This window comes from Parasynechococcus marenigrum WH 8102 (assembly GCF_000195975.1).
GTDB classification, from domain to species: Bacteria; Cyanobacteriota; Cyanobacteriia; order PCC-6307; family Cyanobiaceae; genus Parasynechococcus; species Parasynechococcus marisnigri.
The window spans coordinates 765416-787008 of the sequence record NC_005070.1 but is presented as its reverse complement, the minus strand read 5'-3'; the positions used below and the strand labels follow the sequence as shown (position 1 = coordinate 787008).

The window sequence follows — 21593 nt, the reverse complement described above, 5'->3', positions numbered from 1 at the left end:
GTTGGCCACACTCATTGGATGGCCACGTCTTCGACAACCTTTCACATCCTGGGAGCCGGACCGACTGGCTCCCTCGCAGCAATCGCCTTGGCGTCAACGGGTTGCAGCGTTGTTCTGACTGATCCGCTGACTCGCAAGGAGCTGCTATCCAGGAGCCGCGCCTACGCCATCACCCATTCCAGTCGGCGTCTGTTGACGGATCTGAATCTCTGGACTTCTCTTCAAGGGAGCCTGACGGCGTTCAGCTTCCTCGATCTCAGGGATTCTGCGTGCGGCGGCAGAGTGGTCTTTGGCTTGGACGACCTGCCGAATTCGAACGGTCGCCATGAAGCGATCGGGTGGATCCTCGACCATCAGCCCTTGATGAAACTTCTGATGGACCGTCTCCATCAGCACCATCGCGTTGAGCTCGCGCTGGGTTGTACAGCGCCAACCCCTGGCATTGATGATCTGATCGTTGCTGCGGACGGGCCCCGGTCGACGACGCGATCGCAATGGGATATCGGATGCTGGAAATTCCGCTATCGCCAGGGATGTCTCACCTCGAAGATTGCGCTCAGAGGTGTGAAACCTGGAATGGCCTATGAACTGTTCCGGCCAGAGGGCCCTTTCGCCATTTTGCCTCTTGGGGACGGCATCTTTCAGGTGGTGTGGAGCGCACCCTGGACGCAATGCCAGCGCCGAGCTGATCTACCGACCCCGGAATTCCTTGACGAACTTGCAGCCGTGCTTCCTGCCGGAATCGAGCCTGATCTGCTGCTTGACACGCCCCGGGCCTTTTCCCAGCAATGGTCAATGGCAAGGCGTCTGAGCCGCGGCCGAGGTGTTCTGCTCGGCGAAGCCGGCCATCGCTGCCATCCGGTCGGCGGGCAGGGGCTAAATCTCTGCTGGCGCGATGTCGCCAGCCTCAGAAACCTGGCTGAGCATGGTGGAACCAGTCAACGGCTGGCGCGTCGCTACGGGCGGTCACGCTGGGCGGATCTGTTGATGGTGGGGCTCGCCACCGATCTCCTGGTGAGGCTGTTTTCCAATCAGCAACCCTGGCTGCTCCCCTTCCGACGCATCGGCCTCAAGGCCATGGCACGGTTCAGTTGGTTGCGCCGCATCAGCCTGCTTGCAATGACCGATGGTCCAACTCAACTGCTGAAACCCTTGCCAGACTGAAACCACAGGGATTTCAGCCATGGTGGTGTGCAGCCATCCACAACCGGCAGCGTCGAACGAGCTTCAGGACTTTCTGCTCGCTCGGCTTGGGCTGAGCAGCAACGCCCTCAACCTTGGGCTGCGCCAGGCTGAACTGGAACAAGCACCGTTGCCCATCGTGCTCTGGAGCTTCGGTCTGCTCAGCCTTGAGCAGCTTCAACAGGTCCTCGACTGGGAAAACAATCAGGGGTAACGGATTAACGACTCCGCAAGAACCTCATCAGGCAGGGCGGAACGTCCTCCAAGCGGCTCCAGTTCAATCACAAAGGCAAATCCCACCAGCTCACCGCCTGCAGCACGCACCAACGAGCCTGTGGCCGCGGCCGTTCCACCCGTGGCGAGCAGGTCATCCACCACCAGCACCCGGGGATTGCCGGTCAGGGCATCGCTCTGGATTTCGAGTCGATCAGTGCCGTACTCCAGGGCATAATCCACCCCGATCACTGCTCCGGGCAGTTTTCCCGGTTTACGAACGGGGACAAATCCAAGGGAGCGCTGCAGGGCCAGCGGCGTGCCAACGATGAAGCCTCTGGATTCAATGCCAACAATGAGATCCGGCTGCACCGCATCGCAGATCGCGCCAAGACGCCGCATCACCTCCACCATCGCAGCGGGATTTCGCAGCAATGGATTGATGTCCCGAAACAGGATGCCCGGCTTGGGAAAGTCCGGAATTGAGCGGATATAAGTCTGTAAATCCAAGGACTGCTGACGCGAGGGTCCAACCCTGGCATCATCGCAGCCATGACCCAAGCTCCAACCCAGAGTGGCGTGCGCCTCAGCCGACGGGGTGTTGAACGGCTCGATCTTCTTCTCCTCACTGTCGAGGCCCTCGATCTCAACGGAGGCGAGGCCATGCTGTGGACAAGTCATCAACTGGGGCTTCAGGCCCAGTTCCCCAATCGCGTTGAGCTGTGGAAGCGTCGTTGCCACAGCCCCTTGCGGCGCATCACTCGACGGGACCAGCTGGACTCCACGGATGCGGAATCGTTGATCGCCCTGGTCTGTGCCATGGCGGACAGGCTCTATCCGATGCTTCACCAGCTGCTGTCCTCCCGGGAACCTGAGCAGCTGACTCAGCAGCGATGGGAGCTCCTGCGTGAGCGACTGGGGGATCTGATCGAGGAGCGGATGAATCTCCGGCGCGGTGCTGTGCTGCGTCTGCTGGATCCGGCCAGCAATGCGCCGACCCACCACCGACTGGTGAGCACCCTGGGCCTGGTGGCCGGACCTGGTGGCATCGACCGGCTGCGGGCCTTCCTGCTGGACCCAACACCCTGAACAGCCATGCTGAAAACAGTTCACCGCTACGAACAAACGGCCGCACGCCTGGTGGTGGAGGGGTATCCAGATCTGTCGGATGGACAGGAGGGTGACACCATCGGCATCCTTTCGGGCTGGAAGCTTCAACTGGTGGGTGCCCCCGAACTCGAGGGCACCCGCGACCACCTCGAAGCGATGATGGCCGCAGTCATGCCCTATGCCCGTCACCAGCTCTCCGGCATCGGCGGGCGTTTCGGAGGGGATCAGGGCTTCGTCGGCATCGAAGCGGTGGACGGCAAACACCAGCTGCAGCTGCGCAGCAGTCGCGAGGGCGTCAAGCCGCTACAGCTCCTCCTCGATGATGCGGACCTGGCTGATCTGGTGCGTTGTCTCGATCGTCTGCGCCTCGACGAGAAGGTCAAACTGCAATGGACCTATCCCGAGGATCGTCCTCTAGCTCGCAGGGAACTGTTGGAGCGGATCCCACTGCAACGTCGACTGGCACCAGCGGCACTCGGTGGGCTGGTGCTCAGCCTGACCACCGCCTTGGCCATTCTGCTGCCTCTGCCACCTCGGCCCGGGACAACCACCAGCGTTGACGGACCCGAACCAGGGTCCAAAATTATTAATGAGACAAAGTAATTAGATCCGGGGTATGGGCGCCAGTTGGTCCGACCTGAGGCGACGCGTCGCCCGCATCGGAGCGTCGCTTGACGTGGTTGTTCGAAGTGATCCTGAGGTCTGTGGGCTCAGCGGATCGGCTTATCACCTCACGCTTCACCACAGTGGCTACGGGGACTGCACCGTCGGCAATCTCACCTTGATTGACTGTCCGAACGAGTTGGTCCTGATCGAGTTCGAGCGTTGGATGCGTGGGTCGGGGTACAGCCTTGTGCCATGACCAAACTCACTCGTCCCCCCCAACGCAATCAGCGTCGCGTCTTCCGGCGGAGACGTCGGCTCCCCGTCGGGTTGGTGATTCGACATCTGCTTGTGATCCTGCTGCTGCTGTCGAGCGGCATCGGCATTGTTGTGCTGCTGCAGCGACTTCCTGAACAAGTGGATCTGATGGTGCTGGTCAGCCAGGCCATCTCCGACCTGATCAGCGGCATCCAACAGCTGCTCAGCGCCATGCTCGGCCTGGGAGGCGTCGTGCTGATCGCCGCATCGGTCATTCTGGCCGCTGTGCTGATGCTCGCAGGGCTTTGGCGGTTGCTCAGATTGCTGAGGATGCTGCTTTTTCCACCCCACCATCAAGGGCGCCGTTGACGCGGAGCCAGGGAGCGTTGCAAGTCCCAAAGCTCCTCCAGCGTCACATGACCATCCTTGTTCCGGTCAAGACCATCGAAATGACGTTCAATCCAGGGAAGACGGGCGGCCTCCCTGCGGTTGAGCCGGCGATCTGAATTGCGATCAGCCCCTCGAAACCGGCGTGTCAGCCGTTGCCCCCGCACAGTGCCCTTCTGAGTCCTTATGTCCTCCAGCAACAGGAAATCCCTCCCCGTCTTCCGTTTCAACTGGCGCTGAAAGGCAGGACGGCCATTTAATTCCTGATGCTCGAGTCGGCCGTTGCCATCAGAGTCGAGCCGCAGAAACAACGATTCCATCCGCTGGTTGTACATCCGCATCGAGCCTTGATCCGGCATGGACCAGGCCAGCCCATTGACCAGCAACAGATTCGCCGATGCAGCCGCGACCAGGACGGAGACCTTCATGAATCACAGCCTATGGAGCGTCAAGGGCATTGCCGATGACTCAGGCATGACCGCCACCCTCAAAGCTGTGACTGGATGCGCTTGCAAAGAGACGTCATACCTGGAGCTGCATACCATCCAAAGAGACGATGACTGTCATGTCGAAGACGTCGATGGTCTGGGTGGTGGATGACGACCCGGAGCTGCGCAAGATGGTGGGGACCTACCTGATCGATCAGGGCTATGACGTTCGCTGCCTTTGCGACGTCAAGCAGTTGGAGGCCCGTCTGGAATGTCAGCGCCCTGACTTGCTGGTCCTCGATGTGATGCTGCCCGGCGACGACGGTCTGACGGCCCTGAGACGACTCCGGGATGCTGGCGATGATCTGCCCGTCGTGATGCTGACGGCGCGGGGGGATGCGGTGGATCGAATCATTGGGCTGGAGCAGGGCGCCGATGACTATCTGGGCAAGCCCTTCCTCCCGCGTGAACTGACCGCTCGAATCGATGCGGTGTTACGCCGTCGCATGGCGATGCCAGCAGGTACGCCGCTGGTGGATGGAGAGCAGGTGCATTTTGGAGAGAACGTGCTTGACCTCTCCGCCCGTACTTTGATGAAGGGCGGCACGGCGGAAATCATTACCAGCGGTGAATTCAGCCTGCTGGCGGCCTTCGCTCAGCACCCCCACCGTCCTCTGTCCAGAGAACGATTGATCGAGCTGGCCCGCGGTCCCGGCAGCGACACCGACAGTCGCAGCATGGATGTGCAGGTGTCCAGAGTTCGCAAGCTGGTGGAGCCCGATCCAACCCGGCCTCGCTACATCCAGACCGTGTGGGGATACGGCTATGTCTTTGTTCCGGACGGCACGCCGCGCTCGCACTGAGATGACCCGTGCCCTCGTTTTGAGGTCGCTGATGCTTCAGATCGGTGGCTGGAGTTCCTTGCTGCTGGTCAGCTGGTTGTTGTGTCTGATGTGGATGCAGCTCCTGTTCGGCCGGGAACTGAACCGGCTTCAGACCCTGCAGCTGGGACGGGATCTGGCCCTGAATATCCGCCTGACGGAACTCACCCTGGAGCGCTACCCACCAGCGCTGATCAAGGAGCTCACGGGGTTGGATCTGGTGATTGCGGTCCAGCCCCCAGAACCGGAGCGGGAGGACCGATCCAATGACGATCGACGGCGTGAATTGCAACAGGAGCTCTGCTCACGTCTGTCCCATTGCCCGATGCTGCTGCCGGCAGCCTCTGGCGAGACGGCAGCAGTTCAGGGGGGTGGCCAGCAGATCTGGATCGAATTGATCTCACCGCTCGAGCCGGTCTGGCTGCGCAGCGCGATACCAGCCACCCGCCGCTGGCCACCTGATCCGATGCTGATGCTGATCGCCTTGGTGGGAGCTGTGATCATCACCGGTGTGGTGTATCTGCTCAAGGACGTTGAACAGCCACTGCGTGGTCTGGAGCGGGCCCTGGCGCGCGTTGGTGAGGGCAACGACCCTCCTGCCCTCCCTGCAAAAGGTGCCCCTGAGGTGCAACGCATCACCCGACGGTTCAATGCGATGGTGCAGCGCCTGGCTGCCAACCGTCAGGAACGGGCAACGATGCTGGCCGGCATAGCCCACGACCTGAGGGCTCCGATCACCCGCCTGCAGTTTCGTCTGGCGCTGCCAAGCCTGGATGCCACCGAACGCCAGCGCTGTCGCCATGACCTTGAGTCACTCGAGCGCATCACCGGTCAGTTCCTCCTGTATGCCGGCGGCGGAGAGCGCGAGACGCCGGTGGTCTGTCCCTTGGCGCTGTGGCTGGCAGAAGTTGTGGCCAGCTACCCGAGCGAGCAGCTGCACCTTGAACCAACACCTGTTGAGGCCCGCATCCGCCCGATTGCACTGGGCAGAGCCGTGAGCAACCTGATCGACAATGCCTTCAGCCACGGCAAACCACCGATTGTGATCCGCCTCCTGACGAGCAAGGACGGAATAAGCCTTGAGGTTTGGGATCAGGGATCAGGCGTTCCGACCGCGCAGTGGAGCCGTGCAATGCAACCCTTTCAGAGGCTCGATGAGGCCCGCGGACAGCAGGGCCATTGCGGACTCGGACTGGCCATTGTGAACCATGTGATGCAGCACCACGACGGAACAGTGACCGTCCGCAGGGGAACCGGCAACCCCGGCCGATTCGCCGTGGTGTTGACCCTTCCTTCAGAGGGGCAGGCCAAGGGATGAATATTCAGAAATCATGATCGGCACACGATGGCTTAACCCGCCACTGCCAAAAAGGTCTTGAGAGTTCTCAAGCCCGATGAGCAAGAACCACAAGCACGACATGGCTGCGGTGCTCGATGCTCTGGACCACAGCGATGGTGACGTCGATCACCCGCAGGAGCTCCTGGTGGAGCTGCAGGAGGGGTTTTCCAGCGACCACAAACGCTTGGAAAAAAAGACCTACGAAAAGGAACTGGCGAGGCTGCAATATGAGCTAGTGAAGATGCAGTACTGGGTGAAAGCCACCGGATTCCGCATGATCATCCTGTTTGAAGGACGGGATGCGGCGGGAAAAGGCGGTTCGATCAAACGCCTCACCGAGCCGATGAATCCACGGGGCTGCCGCGTGGTCGCCCTGGGGATGCCGTCTGACCAACAGAAGACCCAGTGGTATTTCCAGCGCTACGTGGAGCACTTCCCCAGTGCCGGTGAGATCGTGGTCTTTGACCGCAGCTGGTACAACCGGGCCGGTGTTGAACGGGTGATGGGATTTGCCACCGAGGACCAGGTGGAGCAGTTCTACGTGGCCTGCCCTCAATTCGAACGGATGCTGGTGCAGGACGGAATCCTGCTGCTCAAGTACTGGTTCTCCATCAATGACGAAGAGCAGGAGAAGCGTTTCCAGTCAAGGATTGACTGTGAGGAACGTCGCTGGAAGCTGAGCCCGATGGACATCGAGTCCCGAAATCGCTGGGTGGAATATTCCAAAGCGAAGGACATCATGTTCTCCAAAACCCATATCCCTGAGGCTCCCTGGTTCACGGTTGAAGCCAACGACAAGCGTCGGGCACGCCTCAACTGCCTGCGGCATGTGCTGAGCAAAGTCCCCTATGAAGACATGACGCCTCCTCCCATCGAGATGCCAGCGCGTCCCGAGCAAGGGGACTACAAACGGCCGCCATTCAACGAGCAGTTCTTTGTGCCAAACAATTATCCCTACAAAGACTGATTCAAAAAGTTTAAATTTCTAAAATCAGAAGCTAGATGAAGAGCGATCCGAATAGATATCAACCTGTGATATGTACTTGGATTCGTCGACAACGACAAAGTTCAAGCTTCGTCCCACTTGGCCTTTCCATCCAGTAAGTCCATCAGCTCCTGCAATTTGGCATTCGTGGCCCGTACGTCAGCCGGGTCGGGCATCGTGCTTTCTTCAGCCACTACGGCGTAGTGATCCCTGCACATGTTGCGCAGCTCCTGCAGGCGTTTCTTGACGATGTCCTTTTTCTCAGCAGCAGTTGCCACAGGGCTTAGCAATGAACTGAATCCATTTTGCTGCATGGGGTGTATCAGAAGAACTGCCACGGGCCGGATTCATCCAGCCCGTCTGGCGGAGCTTCCAGATCGTCAGGTTCAACGGTGGTTATGCGCCAGGAGGGCACGCGGGCGTCCCTGTAGCCCGGATGCTGAATCAGAACGCCCCGCTCAGCATCGGTGGTGGCCTGAAATCCACCCACCCAGCGGCTGGATTCATTCAGACCGCCACGGAACCAAACCCAGCAGCGTTCTCTCCGCATACCACCAGTCTGACCTCAACCAACAGACAAGGGCAGGCGGCAACCCAGATTGACGTCGCCGGTGTCGATGAGCCGTCCGAGGCGAAGGGCCGAGGCCACCTCCTCGCGACTGAAGCAATGCTGGTGAGAGGTGACCCAATCCACCTCGTACTGGGTGATCACGCCACTGCTGAGGGACGAGAGGAGAACTTCGCCGAGAGTCATGAGAAGGATGTAACAAGGTTGTTACATTGTGGCCAGCCAAGCCCTTGAGCCGCGAGTGCAACCCACGTAACCTTCTAAGCCTTCATGCCAGGAATCAAGACATTGCTTGGAAACTGGCAGGTTGTGATGCGGTGCGTGGCCAGTGGTCTTTTCCTGCTGGCTCATGGGTTGCTGGTGCTCGAACACATTGCCCTCGGTACAGCACTCCACGGCATCGCCGAATTGTTCCTAGCCCCATGGGCCATCCGCCATCGAGCCTGGGACATCATCGTGATCGGACTGATCTTCTGCGTGTTCGACCTCTGGGGAACGATCAGGCTGGTGAGCTTCGCCTGATCCAGCCGGAATCAATGCTGAGGCTGCTGCACCCAGAAGCCCACCAATTGCCAGGACGACCAGAGAAACATCGCCAGGAAAACCCAGTTCAACCAGCCAGGACGTCGGTCGTTTTCGAACACCAGGACGAGGATCGGAAGGACACACCGGCACCGCCGGCTCGCTTCAAATCATGCATCCCCTCCAACTGGTTGTGAACTGCCAGCAACTGCTGGCGGATGTGATCTGTGTGGGGAAGATCCGACAACGTCTTCAGAACATCTTCCAGGGATCGCTTTGCATCGATCAACAAACGGCAATCGGTGCTGCCTGGCTCAACAGTCATGGGCACAACATCGTCTTTTCACCATTCAGTGACATGCCCCCCAGAACTGGTGTGTGCACGGCGACCGATTTGAAATCCCTCAGCCGGAACTCAAGGTTCGCCGTCGTTGGAGGCTTCCATCACATCCCAAGGACGCTTCACACCAGCTGGCGCGGACCAGATGCCGCGTCGAGCCGCTTGAGCCTTGGCCTCAATGCCGTCGTAGTCGAGGTCATCACAGCGGCCCAGGAATCCATCCCAGGAGAACACCGCACCGCGACGGACCAGTTCGGCACCCAGGTCCTGCCCGTTGATCAAGAACCGACCCACAAGACGGCCGTAAACGTCCCTCGCTCTGAGCTCGAAGTCGCCCACATCCCCAGGACGAACCAGCTTCTGAATGACACCAATGCGCGGGTTGACCAGGGGCGCTGTTGGCTGCGGGGAGCCTGCAGACAAGCCAGGCACAGGGTTCTGCCTTGACCGTTCACTTCAATCAACAGTTGCTGCCCGTTGTGAATGCTCAGCACCTTCGCCCTCTCCAGGGCCAGGGCAGGACTTTGCATCAACAGAGTGCTGATGCCGGCAGCCACCATCAACGTCTTCAAGAGGCCGTCCTCAGCGGAGCAGGCAGTCTGAGGCTGCTGAGCCAGGCCAACATCACCAGCAGCGAAGAACACCACAGGCAGGCCTGCATGCCACCGGATGCTGTACGACCCAGCATGAACACAGCACCGGAGAGCAGGGTTCCGACCAATCGCCCTGCAGCGTTGGCCATGTAATAGAAGCCCACATTGAGGCTGACGCTCTCCGCATCGGTGTATGCCAGCACCATGTACGAGTGGATGGAGGAGTTCATCGCAAACACCACCCCGAAAGCCGCAAGTCCAGCGGTAATGGCAACCGCCACGTTGGCGTCACGCCACAGAGCGACGCCGATCAAAGCCGGGATGGCCGTGAGCAGAGCACTCCAGAACTGCACAGCCGACACGCCGGGGGAGGTCGTCTGCCCCCAAAGCCGTCGCAGGCCCGGTGCTGAACCCTGAACGATGCCGTAACCGATCACCCAGGTGCCCATGAAGGCACCCACCTGCTCAAAGTTCCAGCCGAGGGAAGCCTCCAGAAACACCGGCAAGGCAACCACGAACCAGACGTCGCGCGCTCCGAACAGAAAGAAACGAGCCAACGACAGACCATTGATGCCCTGGGATTTGGAGAACAGGGAGGAAAAGGCCGGCTTCGACTTCATCTTTCCGATCTCACCTGGCAGCACCAAGGTCAACAGGAAGGCCAGGGCCAGGCCCGCTGCCATCCAACCCACAGCAGCATTGAAACCAAAGGCGGTGAGCAACACGCCGCCTAGGAAGAAGCCGACTCCCTTCAGCGCGTTCTTGGATCCCGTGAGGATCGCGACCCATTTGAACAGTTGCTTTTCCCCCCGCTGAGCATCATCCGGGGTTTCAGGAACCACGGTTTTGATGGCGCTCTTGGCGCTCATCTTGTTGAGGTCCTTGGCAATCCCACTGATCGCCTGAGCGGCCATCACGTAAACCACGCTCAGCAGCTTCGGCCAGCTGGCTGCCACCGGAATCAGCATCACCAACGAGAGGATCTGCAGCAGCGTTCCAACCCAGAGGGTGAGCCGCAGGCCGTAGCGCGCACCAATCCAACCGCCATAAAGGTTCGTGACCACCCCGAAGAACTCGTAAAAGAGAAAAAGGAAGGCGATCTCGAGGGTGGTGTAGCCGAGTTGGTGGAAATGGAACACCACCAGCATCCGCAACGCACCATCGGTGAGCGTGAACGCCCAGTAGTTGGCGGTCACAATTCCGTACTGCTGCAGAGCGGAGAGCTTCACGCGTCCAGCCCCACCACGTGACAGGTGAGGTCAGCCATCCGGCAGCTGTAGCCCCATTCGTTGTCGTACCAGGCGAACACTTTCAACTGGTTGTCGTCGACCACCATCGTCGAGAGGGCATCGATGATCGAACTGCGGTTGTCGTTGGTGTAATCGCACGACACCAAGGGGCGCTCTTCGTAGCCCAGGATTCCCTTCAGCGCGCCCTCTGAGGCGGCCTTGAACGCATCATTCACCTGTTCCACCGTGACGCTCTGCTTGAGCTCGAACACCGCATCGGTGAGCGATCCATTCAGGAGTGGTACCCGCACGGCATGGCCGTTGAGTTTGCCCTTGAGCTCAGGGAAAATCATGGCGATTGCCTTGGCGGAGCCCGTGGTGGTCGGGATCAGGGATGTGAGGCCGGAGCGGGCCCGGCGCAGATCGCTCTTGAAGGCATCGATCGGCACCTGGGTGTTGGTGATGTCGTGAATGGTGGTGATCATTCCGTGCTCGATGCCGAAGCTCTCGTGCACAACCTTCACCACGGGAGCGAGGCAGTTGGTGGTGCACGAAGCGGCCGTCACCAACTTGTGCCGGTCTGGCTCATAAAGGTCGTGATTGATGCCGTAAACGATGTTGAGTGCCTCCTCGCCGGCCACATCACCCTTCACCGGACAGGCCACCACCACCCGTTTCAGCCCCACCTGCTCGAAATAGGGACTGAGGGTCTCGGGTGTTTTGATCTTGCCGCTGGCCTCGAGCACCATTTCCACCCCGCGCGCTGTCCAGGGCACTGCTGTGGGGTCTTTCTCGCTCGACCAGGTCAGTGGTGATCCCTCCACGGAGAAACCGTCCGCATCACTGCTGATGCCGCGATCCCAGCGACCGTGAACGGAATCAAACTCCAGCAGATGGGCGGCCGTTGCAGCGTCGCCCGCGGGGTCATTCACATGCACCAGCTCGATGCCGGGCCGCCCCCAGAGCGCTCGGAACACGAGGCGTCCGATCCGCCCGAAGCCGTTGATACCAATGCGCATGCTGCGACCCATAACTCATCAAATTATGTTGATCTAAACAGGTCATGGAAAGCCGCTCAGGTGATGCAGAACACCCTCACCACAGAGCAATCCCGGCAAACCCTGAAGGCTCTTGCAGACCCCACTCGTCTTGACGTGATCCACGCCCTGGCCGAGGGCGAGCGTTGCGTCTGTGATCTCACCGCGGATCTCGGAATCACCCAATCGCGCTTGTCTTTTCACCTGCGCGTGTTGAGGGATTGCGGGCTGCTGACTGACCGGCACAGCGGCCGCTGGACCTATTACCGCTTGCAGCCTGATGCCCTCTCCGCATTGGAGGACTGGTTGGCCGCCCTGCGTCAGCACTGCTCAAGAAGCGCCCCTCTCTGTTCCGACTGATCTGCATCCATGGACCAACGCCTGCTCTTCCCCGCCACGGAAAGCAACCGAGGGCCGATCGGTGATCTGCTCGAAACGATGCTGCCTGCGGATGGTTCAGTGCTCGAGATCGCGAGCGGCAGTGGTGAACATGCCATCACCTTTCAACGACGCTTCCCTCAACTGCTGTGGCAGGCCAGTGATCCGGACCCCGACCACCGGGCCAGCATCAACGCCTGGATCCGCCACGCCGAACTGGCTGGCGTGATGCCTGATGCCCTGGATCTGGATGTCGAGCAGCGCCCTTGGCCCCTCCCAGCCGCTGTTGTGGAGGATCTGAAGGCCATGGTGTGCATCAACCTGCTGCACATCAGCCCAGCCACCTGCACGGAAGCGCTGTTGCAGGAAGCCTGCGACCGCCTTCCAAAGGATGGCCTGCTGATCATCTATGGACCCTTTTGCCACAACGGCTGTCACACCAGTGCCAGCAATGCGGCCTTTGACGCCTCCTTGCGGCAACGCGACCCTCGCTGGGGATTGAGGGATCTGGACTGGATCGATGACCTGCTCACCCATCGCCCGATGAATCTCGTTGGTCGTCACGCCATGCCTGCGAACAACACCACGCTGGTTCTCAGACGACGCTGAAAACATTGCCAACCATGGCCAACCCCTCAGAATTACTTGACGAGTAACGATCAGCTTGAACCTGACTCAACTTCTGACCCACATTGCTGTGGGAACGACCATCACGCTGCTGGTGTCATTCCTGCTTCGCAATGTTTTTCCGAAGCTCACGCGAAAAACACCTGGCGACTTTGACGACTTTGTTCTCCGCACCTTGTCAGAGTCGATTCTTCCATTTGGAGCCGTCGTTGTCCTGTTGTTGATTCAGAGCGACCTCGGACTCAGCAACGACGTTCAACGGGCCTACGACGTCCTGCTGCGGATCTTCGGCACGGTTGTCATCGTCCGATTCGCCAATCGCGTTGGGATTCGCTTTCTGCAGGGTGTTGCCCATCGCAGCGGAGATGACCTTCAACAACTGTTCATCAGCTTGCAACCCCTGATCAAGGCGTTGATCTGGATGATCGGTGCACTCGTGCTGTTTCAGAGCCTGGGGGTGAAACTTGCTGCCATCTGGGCACTGCTCAGCGCTGGTGGCATCGGGATTGGCTTGGCCCTAAAAGATCCTGCCCAGGAATTGTTCGCATACCTGATGATCCTGCTGGATAAGCCATTCACGGTGGGGCAGTTCATCAACGTCGGCTCAACCTGGGCCACGGTGGAACGGATTGGTGTTCGCTCCACCCACCTGCGCAGCCTGAGAGGGGAAATCGTGGTGATGAACAATTCCGCCCTCACCAACAGCACGATTCTGAATTTTGCCGACATGAACACGCGGCGAATGATCTATTCACTCGGTGTCACCTACAGCACCACAGTGGATCAGATGAAAGCCATTCCAGCCATGGTGGAAGAGGTGATCAATGCGGTCGACAACACCAACTTCAGTCGCTGCCACTTCACCGAATTCGGTGACTCCAGCCTGAACTTTGAGCTGGTGTATTACATCGACACCAGGGATTACACCACGGCGCTGAATGCTCAGCAGGCCATCAATCTGGGGATCATGGAAGCCTTTGCCCAACAAGGGATCGATTTCGCCTTCCCGAGCCAGACCCTCTACCTCGAAGACGAGACCCGCTCCGGCAAAGAGTCCTGAGGACGGTTCTGTTGCGCCTGGTGCCACCACACGAGGCTGATGGCCAGGGTCAATGCCAGCGCAACCGCCGCGGCAGGAACCCACCGCACCCGCTGGATCTCAGCCTCAATGGCCTGATCAAGTTGTTCCCGCCTCGCCTTCAGAAAACTGCTCTGCCGGCATCGTTGGCAGAGCAGCCTGCCGGCACCGGAACTTTTCAATTTGAAGCCGAAGCGCCCCGGAATCTCCACAGCCGCGCCGCAGATGAAGCATCGAAAAGTGAAAACCGACATCGCCAACCACTCGCGCTCGTTCACCAAGTCTGAACCGCGTTCAAACGGGCGTCCTGATCCCTGCTCAGAACCGGTCTGGCAGGATTTGAGCAGCCCTGCTGGTGACCGTGCCGCGTTATCAAGCCCGCGTCCTTGTGCGCCTGCGCCCCTCCGTGCTCGATCCTGCCGGTGAAGCCACCCGTGGCGCTGCTGAGCGCCTGGGGGTGGAGGGCATCAGCAAGCTGCGGATCGGCAAGGCCGTCGAGCTGGAAGTGGAAGCCCCTGATGCCGAGGAGGCTCGTCGCCGGCTGGAAGTCTTAAGCGACCGCCTTCTGGCCAATCCAGTGATCGAAGACTGGTCCCTGGAGCTGCAGGACTCATGAGCATCGGCGTCCTTGTCTTTCCCGGCTCCAACTGCGACCGTGATGTGCAGTGGGCGACAGAAGGATGCCTCGGCATGCCCACCCGGCGGATATGGCATGAGGAAACGGATCTGAGCGGCCTCGATGCCGTTGTGCTGCCAGGGGGCTTCAGCTACGGCGACTACCTCCGCTGTGGTGCGATTGCCCGCTTCGCCCCAGCACTCCAGGCGCTGCTCGGCTTCGCGGCTCAAGGGGGACGCGTCCTGGGGATCTGCAACGGATTTCAGGTGCTGACCGAACTGGGACTCCTGCCGGGAGCCCTGACCCGCAACCGGGACCTTCACTTCATCTGTGAAGACGCACCGCTGCAGGTGGTCAGCTCCCGCACACCATGGTTGGAGCACTACGGAACAGACAAGGCGCTCACCCTGCCCATCGCCCATGGGGAAGGCCGCTATCAATGCTCCGACGACACCCTGAAGCAACTGCAGGATGCCGATGCCATCGCCCTGCGCTATCAAGCCAATCCAAATGGCTCGGTTGCGGACATTGCCGGCATCACCAACGACTCCGGAAACGTGCTGGGACTGATGCCCCATCCGGAGCGGGCCTGCGACCCTGCCACCGGTGGGACCGATGGTCGCGTCCTGCTGCAGGGCCTGCTGAGCTGAAATGCCGAGCCGCCGCTCGCTGCTGATCTCAGGAGCGACGGCGGCCGTTGCAGCGCTGGTGTCCAACCGTGCCATGGCCTCCGGCCCAGGCGGGGCTGCCTGGCTCAGACCTCTGAGGCCAGGATCCCGTCTGAGGGCTGTGAACCCTGGCACCTGGATGGATCCAGACAGGGATCTCACCCCCCTGCGCGAGCGCTGCAGCGCCGAGGGTTGGCTGCTGGAGATCCCGACAGAGGTCAGAGGTCAGTGGCGCTATTTCTCCGGCACGGATGGCGATCGCCGTGCAGCACTTCAGGAGGCCTGGCATGACCCTGGCTTGGAGGCGGTGATCAGCCTCGGGGGAGGCTGGGGCGGGGCCAGGGTGCTGGAGGCCGGCTTCCGTTTTCCACGCAGCCCGAAGTGGAGCCTTGGCTTTTCCGATTCCAGCTCCCTGCTTCTTGCCCAGTGGGCGGCCGGCCTGCCGGGAGCGATCCATGGATCCAACGGCGGCCCCGACGAGCAGTGGCAGCGGACGGTTGATCTGTTAAGTGGGCGTCCCGTGGAATCTCTGGAGGGGATCGGCGTCCGCACGGGTGTGGCCGAAGGACCGCTGGTGGTGTCCAACCTCACCGTGGCAACGCACCTGATCGGTACCCCCTGGATGCCATCACTGCAGGGAGCCATCCTTGTGCTGGAGGACGTGGGAGAGGCTCCTTACCGCATTGATCGAACGCTGACGCAATGGCGCAGCGCCGGACTGCTTAACAGCGTTGCTGGCATCGCCTGCGGACGCTTCAGCTGGGACGAGGACGACGTTCTTCCGGGGGATTTCACCATGGAGGAGATCCTGGAGGAACGGTTGGGGGATCTAGGCGTCCCCCTCGTGCTCAATCTTCCAGTGGGCCATGGCCTGCCCAATCAGGCACTCCCCCTCGGCGCACTGGGGCGACTCGATGGCCGCCGGGGCTTGCTGGACCTGTTGCCTTGACACAAAAAAAGGGGGCCGAAGCCCCCTCTGATCACTGGGTCGTGTGGATCAAGCGGCGACGGCGGCCTTGGGATCGAGTGCACCCTTGGCGTACAGACCGGCGTAGTAGTTGATGGTCTGCTGCTGGATCTTGCTGGCATTGCCGGCGGCCCAGAACTGCTGATAGCGGTCGAGGCAGACCTGCTTCATGTACTTACGAGCCGGCTTGTTGAAGTGGCGAGGGTCGAAGTTGGCGGGATCGGCCATGGCCGCTTCACGCACAGCAGCGGTGAAGGCGAGGCGGTTATCGGTGTCGATGTTCACCTTGCGCACACCATTGCGGATGCCTTCCTGGATCTCCTCGACGGGAACGCCGTAGGTCTCGGGGATGGCACCACCGTGCTTGTTGATCATCTCCAGCCATTCCTGGGGAACGGAGGAGGAGCCGTGCATCACCAGGTGGGTGTTGGGGATGGCTTTGTGGATCTCGGCGATGCGGCTGATGGCCAGCACTTCACCGGTGGGCTTGCGGGTGAACTTGTAAGCGCCGTGGCTGGTGCCGATGGCGATGGCCAGGGCGTCGCACTTGGTCTTGGCAACGAAGTCAGCTGCTTCAGCGGGATCGGTGAGGAGCATGTCCTTGGACAGTTCACCCTCGAAACCGTGGCCGTCCTCGGCTTCACCCTTGCCGGTTTCCAGGGAGCCCAGGCAGCCCAGCTCACCTTCAACGCTCACACCCACGGAGTGGGCGAAATCCACCACTTGCTTCGTGACTGCCACGTTGTACTCGTAGCTGGCGGGAGTCTTGGCGTCGGCTTCCAGGGAGCCATCCATCATCACGGAGGTGAAGCCGTTAATGGCAGCGGAATAGCAGGTGTCAGGAGCGTTGCCGTGGTCCTGGTGCATCACCACGGGAATGTGGGGATAGGTCTCAGTGGCGGCCAGGATCAGGTGACGCAGGAAGATCTCACCGGCGTAGTTACGGGCGCCACGGGAAGCCTGCAGGATCACGGGGCTGTCTGTCTCGTCAGCCGCTTCCATGATCGCCTGCACCTGCTCCAGGTTGTTCACGTTGAACGCAGGGATGCCGTAGCCGTTCTCGGCGGCGTGGTCGAGCAGAAGCCGAAGCGGAACGAGCGCCATGGTGAAATCCTCGAGGGGGGTAGGTCGTCAGGGACGAATCGCGGCGATATTACCCTGCGTTACGCGAGACCAGACGCCGTCTGGGCTGCTTGATCGCAAGCCAATCGGCTGGCAACTCCCTCCGCCAGGCCGGGAATCATCGGCATGCCAGAACGAATGCTCTCGGCCCACCAGCTCTGAAGCCTCGCCACCGGAGCTATACGACCATCGCTCCAGGTGGTTGCAAAGGCGAGATCGGGATCCGGCTCGATCAGCTGTGGTTGCTCACCAGCCCGTGAACAACACAGTTCAAATCCATGCACGTAGTCCTTCTGATTTGCACTGCCGAGCACAAGACTTCCATCCGACCCGTAGATCTCCAGCCAGCAGCCGCGTCCGTTCCTGGCCACCGACGCGAGGTTGATCTGCGCTGGCACCGATGTCTCCGCGCTCCCCTGCCACTGCAATCGGGTTTGGATCAACGCAACGTCCTCAGCATCCACGGGTGCCATTCCTCCCTGGGGGTCGGGACGCTTGCAGATGGAGACGCCATTGAGTGCCGTCACCGAAGCCACCGGACCCACCAGCCAGGCGAGCATGTCAAAGGCATGGGTCCCCAGGGCACCGATCACTCCGCCCCCCTTGGACGCCTGGGAGTACCAGTTCCAGCCGCGACTGGGGTCAGCTCGGCTGCTCATCAACCAGTCCAGCTTCACCAGCCAGGGAGTCCCGATCACCCCAGCCCGCAGCAGGCGTTCGGCCTGCATGAACAGCGGCACCGCCCGATATTCGTAATCCACCGCGACCGACACCCCCCTTGCGATCGCCAGTCGCTGCAATTCCCGGGCCTGATCCGCGTGCAGGGCGATCGGCTTCTCCAGCAGCAGATGCTTGCCGGCCTCCAGTGCTTGGCGGGCCAGCGCAAAACGCGGTTCCGGAGGGGTGGCAATGATCACGGCCTCGACCGCTGGATCGGCCAGCAGCGCGTCCCAGTCGCTGAATCCCTTCAAGCCATGGGCAGCCGTGGCGGCATCCAGGCGCTCCTGGCGCGGGTGCCACAACGCCACTGGGCACAGATCGGGGTTGGCCTGAAGTGCCGGCAAGTGCACCTTCTCGCCAAAACCCAGGCCTGCTACGGCCACGCCGATCGGTTGAAGGCTCATATCAGCTGTTGAGAGGTTCGCGGCAGACAGCATTAATGACCGACGCGATCAAGCCATCACCTCCAGCAGCCTGCCAATCCGCCTTGAAGCGTGGAATGCCGTTCACCTGCTTGTCGCGATAGAGCTTCTGAGCGCAGTCCAACTGCATCACGTAAAGCTCGCCATTGGGCTGCTGACCATCGTCCGTTGCTGCCGGGGTGAACCGGCTGAGCACCGTGCGGAGGCCGTCACGATCAATGCGGATGCTGCCGCGATCCCACCACTGCTGACCAGCCTCGCTTGAGGGCACTTCAACCCAGTCCACGGGACCAGCCCAGGCTGGAGAAGTCCAGAGAAGCAAGCTCAGCACGACGGCCGTGAGAAACCCCTTCATGCGCTGGTGATCTCCATGGGCCTGCAGCCATGCAACCGGAGCAGGCTGGCAAGGCTGCTGCGCAACTGGGTCCGAGGAACGATCGTGTCCACGAAGCCGTGGTCCTGCAGATACTCCGCGGTCTGGAAATTGTCCGGCAGCTTCTCGCGCAGCGTCTGCTCGATCACCCGCCGTCCAGCGAAACCGATCAGGGCCTTTGGTTCCGCCAGGATCAGATCTCCGAGCATGGCAAAACTGGCGGTGACGCCACCTGTGGTGGGGTGCGTGAGCAGCGGCATGTAGAGCAGCTCCGCTTCGCGGTGGCGCTCCAGAGCACCGGAGATCTTGGCCATCTGCATGAGGCTGAGCATTCCCTCCTGCATGCGGGCACCGCCTGATGCACACACGATCAACAGCGGCAGCCGACGGGCGGTGGCTTCCTCCACCAGACGGGTGATCTTCTCCCCCACAACGGATCCCATTGATCCGCCCATGAAGCGGAAGTCCATCACCGCCAGGGCCATGGCCAGACCATCCACACGACAGAGGCCTGTCACGACACCATCCCGAAGACCGGTGGCCGCCTGACTCTCCCGCAGTCGATCGGCGTAGGCCCGCCGATCCTTGAAGGTCAGGGGATCGGTCGGTTCCAGTGCCTCGTTCAGAGCTTCAAAGCTGCCCGGATCCGCAATCAACGCGATGCGTTCGTGGCTGTCGATGCGGTGGTGATGTCCACAGCCTGCGCAGACACTGGCGTTGCCCTTCAGATCCTTGACGTAAACCACCAGGCCGCACTCCGGGCATTTGCTCCAGAGCCCATCTCCCTCCTCGGGTTCCTGGGTGATCTTTCCGGTGGACTGACCCTTGCGGCGATCAGCGAACCAGTCGAACAGAGACACACGAGCCGCCCGTTTCCACCATTAAAAACCCAGCAGCCGCTGCCATTGCTCCCACCACCAGTCAGCACCCCTGAGCCAGACCAGCCAGATCCCCAAGGCGATGAACGGACCAAAGGCAAAGGCCTGACGAGGCTGCAACCGCCCGGAGACCCGACCCACGCTGCCGACGACGGCTCCCACCAGGGTGCCCAGAGCCATCGCGACGGCGATTCCTGCAGCTCCCAGCCAGGCACCACCCAGGGCCGCCAGCTTGGCGTCCCCCAAACCGAGAGCCGGCTGCCCAAGAATCCGCTCGGCCATCCCGCTCAGCCCCTCGAGCAGCACCAACGCCAGCGCTGCCGCAACAAGGTGATCGCCCAGAACAGTCCATCCAGCGCCTGCACTGAACAGAAGGCCCAGCACCATCCCCCATCGGCACAGCGGTTCCGGCAGCCAGAGGTGGTCGATGTCGATCAAGACCAGAGGCAGCAACAGAGCGACCAGCACCAGACCGGCCCAGGGCCGCCAGGGTTCCGACAGACCACCACCGGCTTGAACCGAGAGGGCACTGAGCCAGAGCAGGGCACTTGCCAATTCGACTGCCGGGTAGCGCCAGCTGATGCCGGCACCACAATCACGGCATCGCCCCCCGAGAAGCAGCCAGCCGATCACCGGCAGATTGTCGTGCCAGCGGATGGCATGGCCGCAGCGAGGGCAATGGCTGCCGGGAACCACCACCGATTCCTGCCGGGGCAGGCGCCACACCACCACGTTGGTGAAGCTGCCAACGCAGGCCCCGAACAGGGCAACGATGAGCAGGGTCATCCCTTCCACCGTCGTCTCCCCCGGGCGCTGCGGCCCCGGATCAGCTCCAGCTCAATGAATTCCTCCTCAGGCAGCAGAACAGGCAATTCAAAGACGACCCTGCCTCCTGGTTGACCGGGCGCCAGAACCACCCCGAGAGGATCCCTGATGCCGCTCGATTCAGACAGATGGGAGAAGTACACCCCTCGAGCCGCCTGAATCAAGGCACGGCTATCAACCCGATCCCAACGGGGAGACGCAGGAACTCCCGCGGCACCGCGAATCTCGAAGGAGGGCTTTGAAGAGGAAATGGGCCCACCTGATCGCTCAGATGAACTCACTTTAGGGATCAGATTGTCAACTGATCAAAATCAGCCCAGGTTCTTCTTCTCTTCGATCATGCGGTGAATGATCGGGGTGAGGATCAATTCCATCGCAAAACCCATCTTGCCGCCGTTCACCACAATGCTGGTGGGGCTGGACATGAAGGAGTCGTGGATCATGTTCAACAGATAGTTGAAATCGATTCCCCACTTCTCGCGGGCTCCCTTACGAAAGTGGATGATCACGAAGCTTTCATCCGGCGTCGGGATGTTGCGGCAGATGAACGGGTTGGAGGTGTCCACCGTGGGAACACGCTGGAAGTTGATGTCGGTTTCGCCGAACTGCGGGCAGATGTGATTGATGTAATCCGGCATGCGGCGCAGGATCGTGTCCACGATCGCCTCAGCTGAGTAGCCGCGCTCAGCGTTGTCGCGGTGAATCTTCTGGATCCACTCGAGGTTGGTGATGGGCACAACACCAACGAGCAGATCGGCGAGGGAGGCCACGTCGTAGCCGTCACCCTTCACACCACCGTGCAGGCCTTCGTAGAAGAGCAGGTCTGTCCCGGCTGGGATGTCCTCCCAGGGCGTGAACTGACCGGGGCCAAGGTCAACGCCGAGACGAGCATTGTGCTCAGCGGCCTCTTCGGCGCTGTGGAGGTAGTAACGCTTCTGCCCAGCACCGGTCTCGCCGTAACTGCGGAACAGCTCCTCGAGCTTGTCGAACAGGTTGGCTTCGGGACCGAAGTGGGAGAAGTTCTCGCCACGGGCCAGGGCGTCCGCCATGGCCTGTTTCATCGGCATCCGCTCGTAGCGGTGGTAGCTATCGCCCTCCACCACAGCAGGTGTGATGCCTTCACGCGCAAAGATGTGCTCGAAGGCGCGCTTGACGGTGCTGGTTCCAGCTCCGGAGGAACCGGTGACAGCGACGACCGGGTGACGCTTCGACATCAGCGCAGGGACAACAGGCTCGGCGAGTTT

33 protein-coding genes are annotated in these 21593 nt (G+C 60.9%); 16 read left to right on the top strand and 17 right to left on the bottom strand.

Features of this window, described 5'->3' with window-relative positions:
• Window positions 1-18: 18 nt before the first annotated feature.
• The gene (locus tag TX72_RS04015) at window positions 19-1164 is read left to right on the top strand and encodes an FAD-dependent monooxygenase (RefSeq protein WP_011127681.1); all 1146 of its coding nucleotides are present in this window, start codon (window positions 19-21) and stop codon (window positions 1162-1164) included.
• Between the two features lie 19 nt (window positions 1165-1183).
• Window positions 1184-1396, top strand: coding sequence for a DUF2949 domain-containing protein (locus TX72_RS04010; protein WP_011127680.1), 213 nt, complete (start codon window positions 1184-1186; stop codon window positions 1394-1396).
• On the opposite strand, the gene TX72_RS04005 is transcribed toward TX72_RS04010, so the two are convergent.
• Window positions 1387-1905, bottom strand: a complete 519-nt coding sequence (locus TX72_RS04005; protein ID WP_011127679.1) for an adenine phosphoribosyltransferase — start codon at window positions 1903-1905, stop codon at window positions 1387-1389. The genes TX72_RS04010 and TX72_RS04005 overlap by 10 nt on opposite strands.
• A gap of 42 nt (window positions 1906-1947) precedes the next feature.
• Between TX72_RS04005 and TX72_RS04000 the strand changes: the two genes are divergently transcribed.
• Genes TX72_RS04000 through TX72_RS03985 form a run of 4 tightly spaced genes read left to right on the top strand, consistent with a single transcriptional unit; the run spans window position 1948 to window position 3735 of the window.
• Window positions 1948-2484, top strand: coding sequence for a DUF3038 domain-containing protein (locus TX72_RS04000; RefSeq protein WP_011127678.1), 537 nt, complete (start codon window positions 1948-1950; stop codon window positions 2482-2484).
• Window positions 2485-2490: 6 nt separating this feature from the next.
• Window positions 2491-3108 carry a DUF4335 domain-containing protein gene (locus tag TX72_RS03995; RefSeq protein WP_011127677.1) on the top strand — a complete coding sequence of 206 codons (618 nt, stop codon included), beginning with the start codon at window positions 2491-2493 and terminating at the stop codon, window positions 3106-3108.
• Window positions 3109-3121: 13 nt separating this feature from the next.
• Window positions 3122-3367: a hypothetical protein gene (locus TX72_RS03990; protein ID WP_011127676.1), complete on the top strand. Its 246-nt coding sequence runs from the start codon at window positions 3122-3124 to the stop codon at window positions 3365-3367.
• The gene (locus TX72_RS03985; RefSeq protein WP_011127675.1) at window positions 3364-3735 is read left to right on the top strand and encodes a hypothetical protein; all 372 of its coding nucleotides are present in this window, start codon (window positions 3364-3366) and stop codon (window positions 3733-3735) included. Before TX72_RS03990 ends, TX72_RS03985 begins: the two co-directional genes overlap by 4 nt.
• Here TX72_RS03985 and TX72_RS03980 read toward each other — a convergent pair.
• Complete coding sequence (locus TX72_RS03980) at window positions 3720-4181, bottom strand: EF-hand domain-containing protein (RefSeq protein ID WP_011127674.1); 462 nt, start codon at window positions 4179-4181, stop codon at window positions 3720-3722. The two genes, TX72_RS03985 and TX72_RS03980, sit on opposite strands and share 16 nt — an antisense overlap.
• A 137-nt stretch (window positions 4182-4318) precedes the next feature.
• Between TX72_RS03980 and TX72_RS03975 the strand changes: the two genes are divergently transcribed.
• The 3 genes from TX72_RS03975 to ppk2 all read left to right on the top strand — a co-directional run bounded on the left by TX72_RS03975 (window position 4319) and on the right by ppk2 (window position 7368).
• The gene (locus TX72_RS03975; RefSeq protein ID WP_011127673.1) at window positions 4319-5044 is read left to right on the top strand and encodes a response regulator; all 726 of its coding nucleotides are present in this window, start codon (window positions 4319-4321) and stop codon (window positions 5042-5044) included.
• A gap of 1 nt (window position 5045) precedes the next feature.
• Window positions 5046-6380 (top strand): ATP-binding protein, encoded by a 1335-nt coding sequence (locus tag TX72_RS03970; protein ID WP_011127672.1) that lies wholly within the window; start codon window positions 5046-5048, stop codon window positions 6378-6380.
• A 76-nt stretch (window positions 6381-6456) separates the two neighbouring features.
• Window positions 6457-7368 (top strand): polyphosphate kinase 2, encoded by a 912-nt coding sequence (ppk2, locus tag TX72_RS03965; RefSeq protein ID WP_011127671.1) that lies wholly within the window; start codon window positions 6457-6459, stop codon window positions 7366-7368.
• 101 nt (window positions 7369-7469) lie between these two features.
• On the opposite strand, the gene TX72_RS03960 is transcribed toward ppk2, so the two are convergent.
• Genes TX72_RS03960 through TX72_RS03950 form a run of 3 tightly spaced genes read right to left on the bottom strand, consistent with a single transcriptional unit; the run spans window position 7470 to window position 8140 of the window.
• Window positions 7470-7664, bottom strand: a complete 195-nt coding sequence (locus TX72_RS03960) for a DUF8635 family protein (protein ID WP_042504216.1) — start codon at window positions 7662-7664, stop codon at window positions 7470-7472.
• 44 nt (window positions 7665-7708) lie between these two features.
• Window positions 7709-7936 (bottom strand): hypothetical protein, encoded by a 228-nt coding sequence (locus TX72_RS03955; protein ID WP_042503184.1) that lies wholly within the window; start codon window positions 7934-7936, stop codon window positions 7709-7711.
• A 15-nt stretch (window positions 7937-7951) separates the two neighbouring features.
• Window positions 7952-8140 (bottom strand): PM-15 family protein, encoded by a 189-nt coding sequence (locus TX72_RS03950; protein ID WP_042503178.1) that lies wholly within the window; start codon window positions 8138-8140, stop codon window positions 7952-7954.
• A gap of 126 nt (window positions 8141-8266) precedes the next feature.
• On the opposite strand from TX72_RS03950, the gene TX72_RS03945 reads away from it, so the two are divergent.
• Window positions 8267-8476: a DUF8641 family protein gene (locus tag TX72_RS03945; protein ID WP_042504215.1), complete on the top strand. Its 210-nt coding sequence runs from the start codon at window positions 8267-8269 to the stop codon at window positions 8474-8476.
• A gap of 88 nt (window positions 8477-8564) precedes the next feature.
• On the opposite strand, the gene TX72_RS03935 is transcribed toward TX72_RS03945, so the two are convergent.
• From TX72_RS03935 to TX72_RS03920, 4 genes are all read right to left on the bottom strand, one after another.
• A complete protein-coding gene (locus TX72_RS03935) occupies window positions 8565-8801 on the bottom strand; it encodes a hypothetical protein (protein ID WP_011127667.1) in 237 nt (78 codons plus the stop codon).
• 90 nt (window positions 8802-8891) lie between these two features.
• On the bottom strand, window positions 8892-9239 hold the full coding sequence (locus tag TX72_RS03930; RefSeq protein WP_225867737.1) for a thermonuclease family protein: 348 nt from the start codon (window positions 9237-9239) through the stop codon (window positions 8892-8894).
• Between the two features lie 145 nt (window positions 9240-9384).
• Window positions 9385-10638: an organoarsenical effux MFS transporter ArsJ gene (arsJ, locus tag TX72_RS03925; RefSeq protein WP_011127665.1), complete on the bottom strand. Its 1254-nt coding sequence runs from the start codon at window positions 10636-10638 to the stop codon at window positions 9385-9387.
• Entirely contained in the window at window positions 10635-11657 is a 1023-nt protein-coding gene (locus tag TX72_RS03920; RefSeq protein WP_011127664.1) for an ArsJ-associated glyceraldehyde-3-phosphate dehydrogenase, read from the bottom strand. Before TX72_RS03920 ends, arsJ begins: the two co-directional genes overlap by 4 nt.
• Window positions 11658-11720: 63 nt before the next feature.
• On the opposite strand from TX72_RS03920, the gene TX72_RS03915 reads away from it, so the two are divergent.
• Genes TX72_RS03915 through TX72_RS03905 form a run of 3 tightly spaced genes read left to right on the top strand, consistent with a single transcriptional unit; the run spans window position 11721 to window position 13740 of the window.
• Window positions 11721-12035 carry an ArsR/SmtB family transcription factor gene (locus tag TX72_RS03915; RefSeq protein ID WP_011127663.1) on the top strand — a complete coding sequence of 105 codons (315 nt, stop codon included), beginning with the start codon at window positions 11721-11723 and terminating at the stop codon, window positions 12033-12035.
• Between the two features lie 9 nt (window positions 12036-12044).
• Window positions 12045-12662 carry a DUF938 domain-containing protein gene (locus TX72_RS03910; protein WP_011127662.1) on the top strand — a complete coding sequence of 206 codons (618 nt, stop codon included), beginning with the start codon at window positions 12045-12047 and terminating at the stop codon, window positions 12660-12662.
• 55 nt (window positions 12663-12717) lie between these two features.
• Window positions 12718-13740: a mechanosensitive ion channel family protein gene (locus TX72_RS03905; protein WP_011127661.1), complete on the top strand. Its 1023-nt coding sequence runs from the start codon at window positions 12718-12720 to the stop codon at window positions 13738-13740.
• On the opposite strand, the gene TX72_RS03900 is transcribed toward TX72_RS03905, so the two are convergent.
• Entirely contained in the window at window positions 13701-14012 is a 312-nt protein-coding gene (locus tag TX72_RS03900) for a hypothetical protein (RefSeq protein WP_071820867.1), read from the bottom strand. The genes TX72_RS03905 and TX72_RS03900 overlap by 40 nt on opposite strands.
• A gap of 107 nt (window positions 14013-14119) precedes the next feature.
• Between TX72_RS03900 and purS the strand changes: the two genes are divergently transcribed.
• Genes purS through TX72_RS03885 form a run of 3 tightly spaced genes read left to right on the top strand, consistent with a single transcriptional unit; the run spans window position 14120 to window position 15991 of the window.
• Window positions 14120-14374 (top strand): phosphoribosylformylglycinamidine synthase subunit PurS, encoded by a 255-nt coding sequence (gene purS / locus TX72_RS03895; RefSeq protein ID WP_042504214.1) that lies wholly within the window; start codon window positions 14120-14122, stop codon window positions 14372-14374.
• A complete protein-coding gene (gene purQ / locus TX72_RS03890) occupies window positions 14371-15024 on the top strand; it encodes a phosphoribosylformylglycinamidine synthase subunit PurQ (RefSeq protein ID WP_011127658.1) in 654 nt (217 codons plus the stop codon). The genes purS and purQ overlap by 4 nt, the downstream gene beginning before the upstream one ends.
• Window position 15025: 1 nt before the next feature.
• Window positions 15026-15991 carry a S66 peptidase family protein gene (locus TX72_RS03885; protein WP_011127657.1) on the top strand — a complete coding sequence of 322 codons (966 nt, stop codon included), beginning with the start codon at window positions 15026-15028 and terminating at the stop codon, window positions 15989-15991.
• Window positions 15992-16039: 48 nt separating this feature from the next.
• Here the strand turns inward: TX72_RS03885 and fba are convergent, their stop codons facing one another.
• From fba to TX72_RS03850, 7 genes are read right to left on the bottom strand one after another with little or no spacing between them, the layout of a single operon-like run.
• On the bottom strand, window positions 16040-17113 hold the full coding sequence (gene fba, locus TX72_RS03880) for a class II fructose-bisphosphate aldolase (RefSeq protein ID WP_011127656.1): 1074 nt from the start codon (window positions 17111-17113) through the stop codon (window positions 16040-16042).
• A gap of 59 nt (window positions 17114-17172) precedes the next feature.
• Window positions 17173-18255 carry a Gfo/Idh/MocA family protein gene (locus TX72_RS03875; RefSeq protein ID WP_011127655.1) on the bottom strand — a complete coding sequence of 361 codons (1083 nt, stop codon included), beginning with the start codon at window positions 18253-18255 and terminating at the stop codon, window positions 17173-17175.
• Window position 18256: 1 nt separating this feature from the next.
• Window positions 18257-18628: a hypothetical protein gene (locus TX72_RS03870; protein WP_011127654.1), complete on the bottom strand. Its 372-nt coding sequence runs from the start codon at window positions 18626-18628 to the stop codon at window positions 18257-18259.
• Window positions 18625-19506, bottom strand: coding sequence for an acetyl-CoA carboxylase, carboxyltransferase subunit beta (gene accD / locus TX72_RS03865; RefSeq protein ID WP_011127653.1), 882 nt, complete (start codon window positions 19504-19506; stop codon window positions 18625-18627). The genes TX72_RS03870 and accD overlap by 4 nt, the downstream gene beginning before the upstream one ends.
• Before the next feature lie 21 nt (window positions 19507-19527).
• Complete coding sequence (locus TX72_RS03860; protein WP_011127652.1) at window positions 19528-20310, bottom strand: prepilin peptidase; 783 nt, start codon at window positions 20308-20310, stop codon at window positions 19528-19530.
• The gene (locus TX72_RS03855) at window positions 20307-20630 is read right to left on the bottom strand and encodes a hypothetical protein (RefSeq protein ID WP_011127651.1); all 324 of its coding nucleotides are present in this window, start codon (window positions 20628-20630) and stop codon (window positions 20307-20309) included. Before TX72_RS03855 ends, TX72_RS03860 begins: the two co-directional genes overlap by 4 nt.
• A 30-nt stretch (window positions 20631-20660) precedes the next feature.
• Complete coding sequence (locus tag TX72_RS03850) at window positions 20661-21563, bottom strand: phosphoribulokinase (RefSeq protein ID WP_011127650.1); 903 nt, start codon at window positions 21561-21563, stop codon at window positions 20661-20663.
• Window positions 21564-21593 lie beyond the last annotated feature (30 nt).

Coding starts and splice junctions, on each gene's coding strand:
- TX72_RS03975 (WP_011127673.1), top strand. CDS start 4,319: ATGTCGAAGACGTCGATGGTCTGGGTGGTGGATGACGACCCGGAGCTG.
- TX72_RS03875 (WP_011127655.1), bottom strand. CDS start 18,255: ATGAGCCTTCAACCGATCGGCGTGGCCGTAGCAGGCCTGGGTTTTGGC.
- TX72_RS03990 (WP_011127676.1), top strand. CDS start 3,122: ATGGGCGCCAGTTGGTCCGACCTGAGGCGACGCGTCGCCCGCATCGGA.
- TX72_RS03920 (WP_011127664.1), bottom strand. CDS start 11,657: ATGCGCATTGGTATCAACGGCTTCGGGCGGATCGGACGCCTCGTGTTC.
- TX72_RS03870 (WP_011127654.1), bottom strand. CDS start 18,628: ATGAAGGGGTTTCTCACGGCCGTCGTGCTGAGCTTGCTTCTCTGGACT.
- TX72_RS03910 (WP_011127662.1), top strand. CDS start 12,045: ATGGACCAACGCCTGCTCTTCCCCGCCACGGAAAGCAACCGAGGGCCG.
- TX72_RS03935 (WP_011127667.1), bottom strand. CDS start 8,801: ATGACTGTTGAGCCAGGCAGCACCGATTGCCGTTTGTTGATCGATGCA.
- TX72_RS03995 (WP_011127677.1), top strand. CDS start 2,491: ATGCTGAAAACAGTTCACCGCTACGAACAAACGGCCGCACGCCTGGTG.
- TX72_RS03915 (WP_011127663.1), top strand. CDS start 11,721: ATGCAGAACACCCTCACCACAGAGCAATCCCGGCAAACCCTGAAGGCT.
- TX72_RS04010 (WP_011127680.1), top strand. CDS start 1,184: ATGGTGGTGTGCAGCCATCCACAACCGGCAGCGTCGAACGAGCTTCAG.
- TX72_RS03955 (WP_042503184.1), bottom strand. CDS start 7,936: ATGCGGAGAGAACGCTGCTGGGTTTGGTTCCGTGGCGGTCTGAATGAA.
- TX72_RS03850 (WP_011127650.1), bottom strand. CDS start 21,563: ATGTCGAAGCGTCACCCGGTCGTCGCTGTCACCGGTTCCTCCGGAGCT.
- TX72_RS03900 (WP_071820867.1), bottom strand. CDS start 14,012: ATGTCGGTTTTCACTTTTCGATGCTTCATCTGCGGCGCGGCTGTGGAG.
- TX72_RS04000 (WP_011127678.1), top strand. CDS start 1,948: ATGACCCAAGCTCCAACCCAGAGTGGCGTGCGCCTCAGCCGACGGGGT.
- ppk2 (WP_011127671.1), top strand. CDS start 6,457: ATGAGCAAGAACCACAAGCACGACATGGCTGCGGTGCTCGATGCTCTG.
- purQ (WP_011127658.1), top strand. CDS start 14,371: ATGAGCATCGGCGTCCTTGTCTTTCCCGGCTCCAACTGCGACCGTGAT.
- TX72_RS03945 (WP_042504215.1), top strand. CDS start 8,267: ATGCGGTGCGTGGCCAGTGGTCTTTTCCTGCTGGCTCATGGGTTGCTG.
- TX72_RS03950 (WP_042503178.1), bottom strand. CDS start 8,140: ATGACTCTCGGCGAAGTTCTCCTCTCGTCCCTCAGCAGTGGCGTGATC.
- TX72_RS03980 (WP_011127674.1), bottom strand. CDS start 4,181: ATGAAGGTCTCCGTCCTGGTCGCGGCTGCATCGGCGAATCTGTTGCTG.
- TX72_RS04015 (WP_011127681.1), top strand. CDS start 19: ATGGCCACGTCTTCGACAACCTTTCACATCCTGGGAGCCGGACCGACT.
- fba (WP_011127656.1), bottom strand. CDS start 17,113: ATGGCGCTCGTTCCGCTTCGGCTTCTGCTCGACCACGCCGCCGAGAAC.
- TX72_RS03985 (WP_011127675.1), top strand. CDS start 3,364: ATGACCAAACTCACTCGTCCCCCCCAACGCAATCAGCGTCGCGTCTTC.
- TX72_RS03860 (WP_011127652.1), bottom strand. CDS start 20,310: ATGACCCTGCTCATCGTTGCCCTGTTCGGGGCCTGCGTTGGCAGCTTC.
- TX72_RS03970 (WP_011127672.1), top strand. CDS start 5,046: ATGACCCGTGCCCTCGTTTTGAGGTCGCTGATGCTTCAGATCGGTGGC.
- TX72_RS03885 (WP_011127657.1), top strand. CDS start 15,026: ATGCCGAGCCGCCGCTCGCTGCTGATCTCAGGAGCGACGGCGGCCGTT.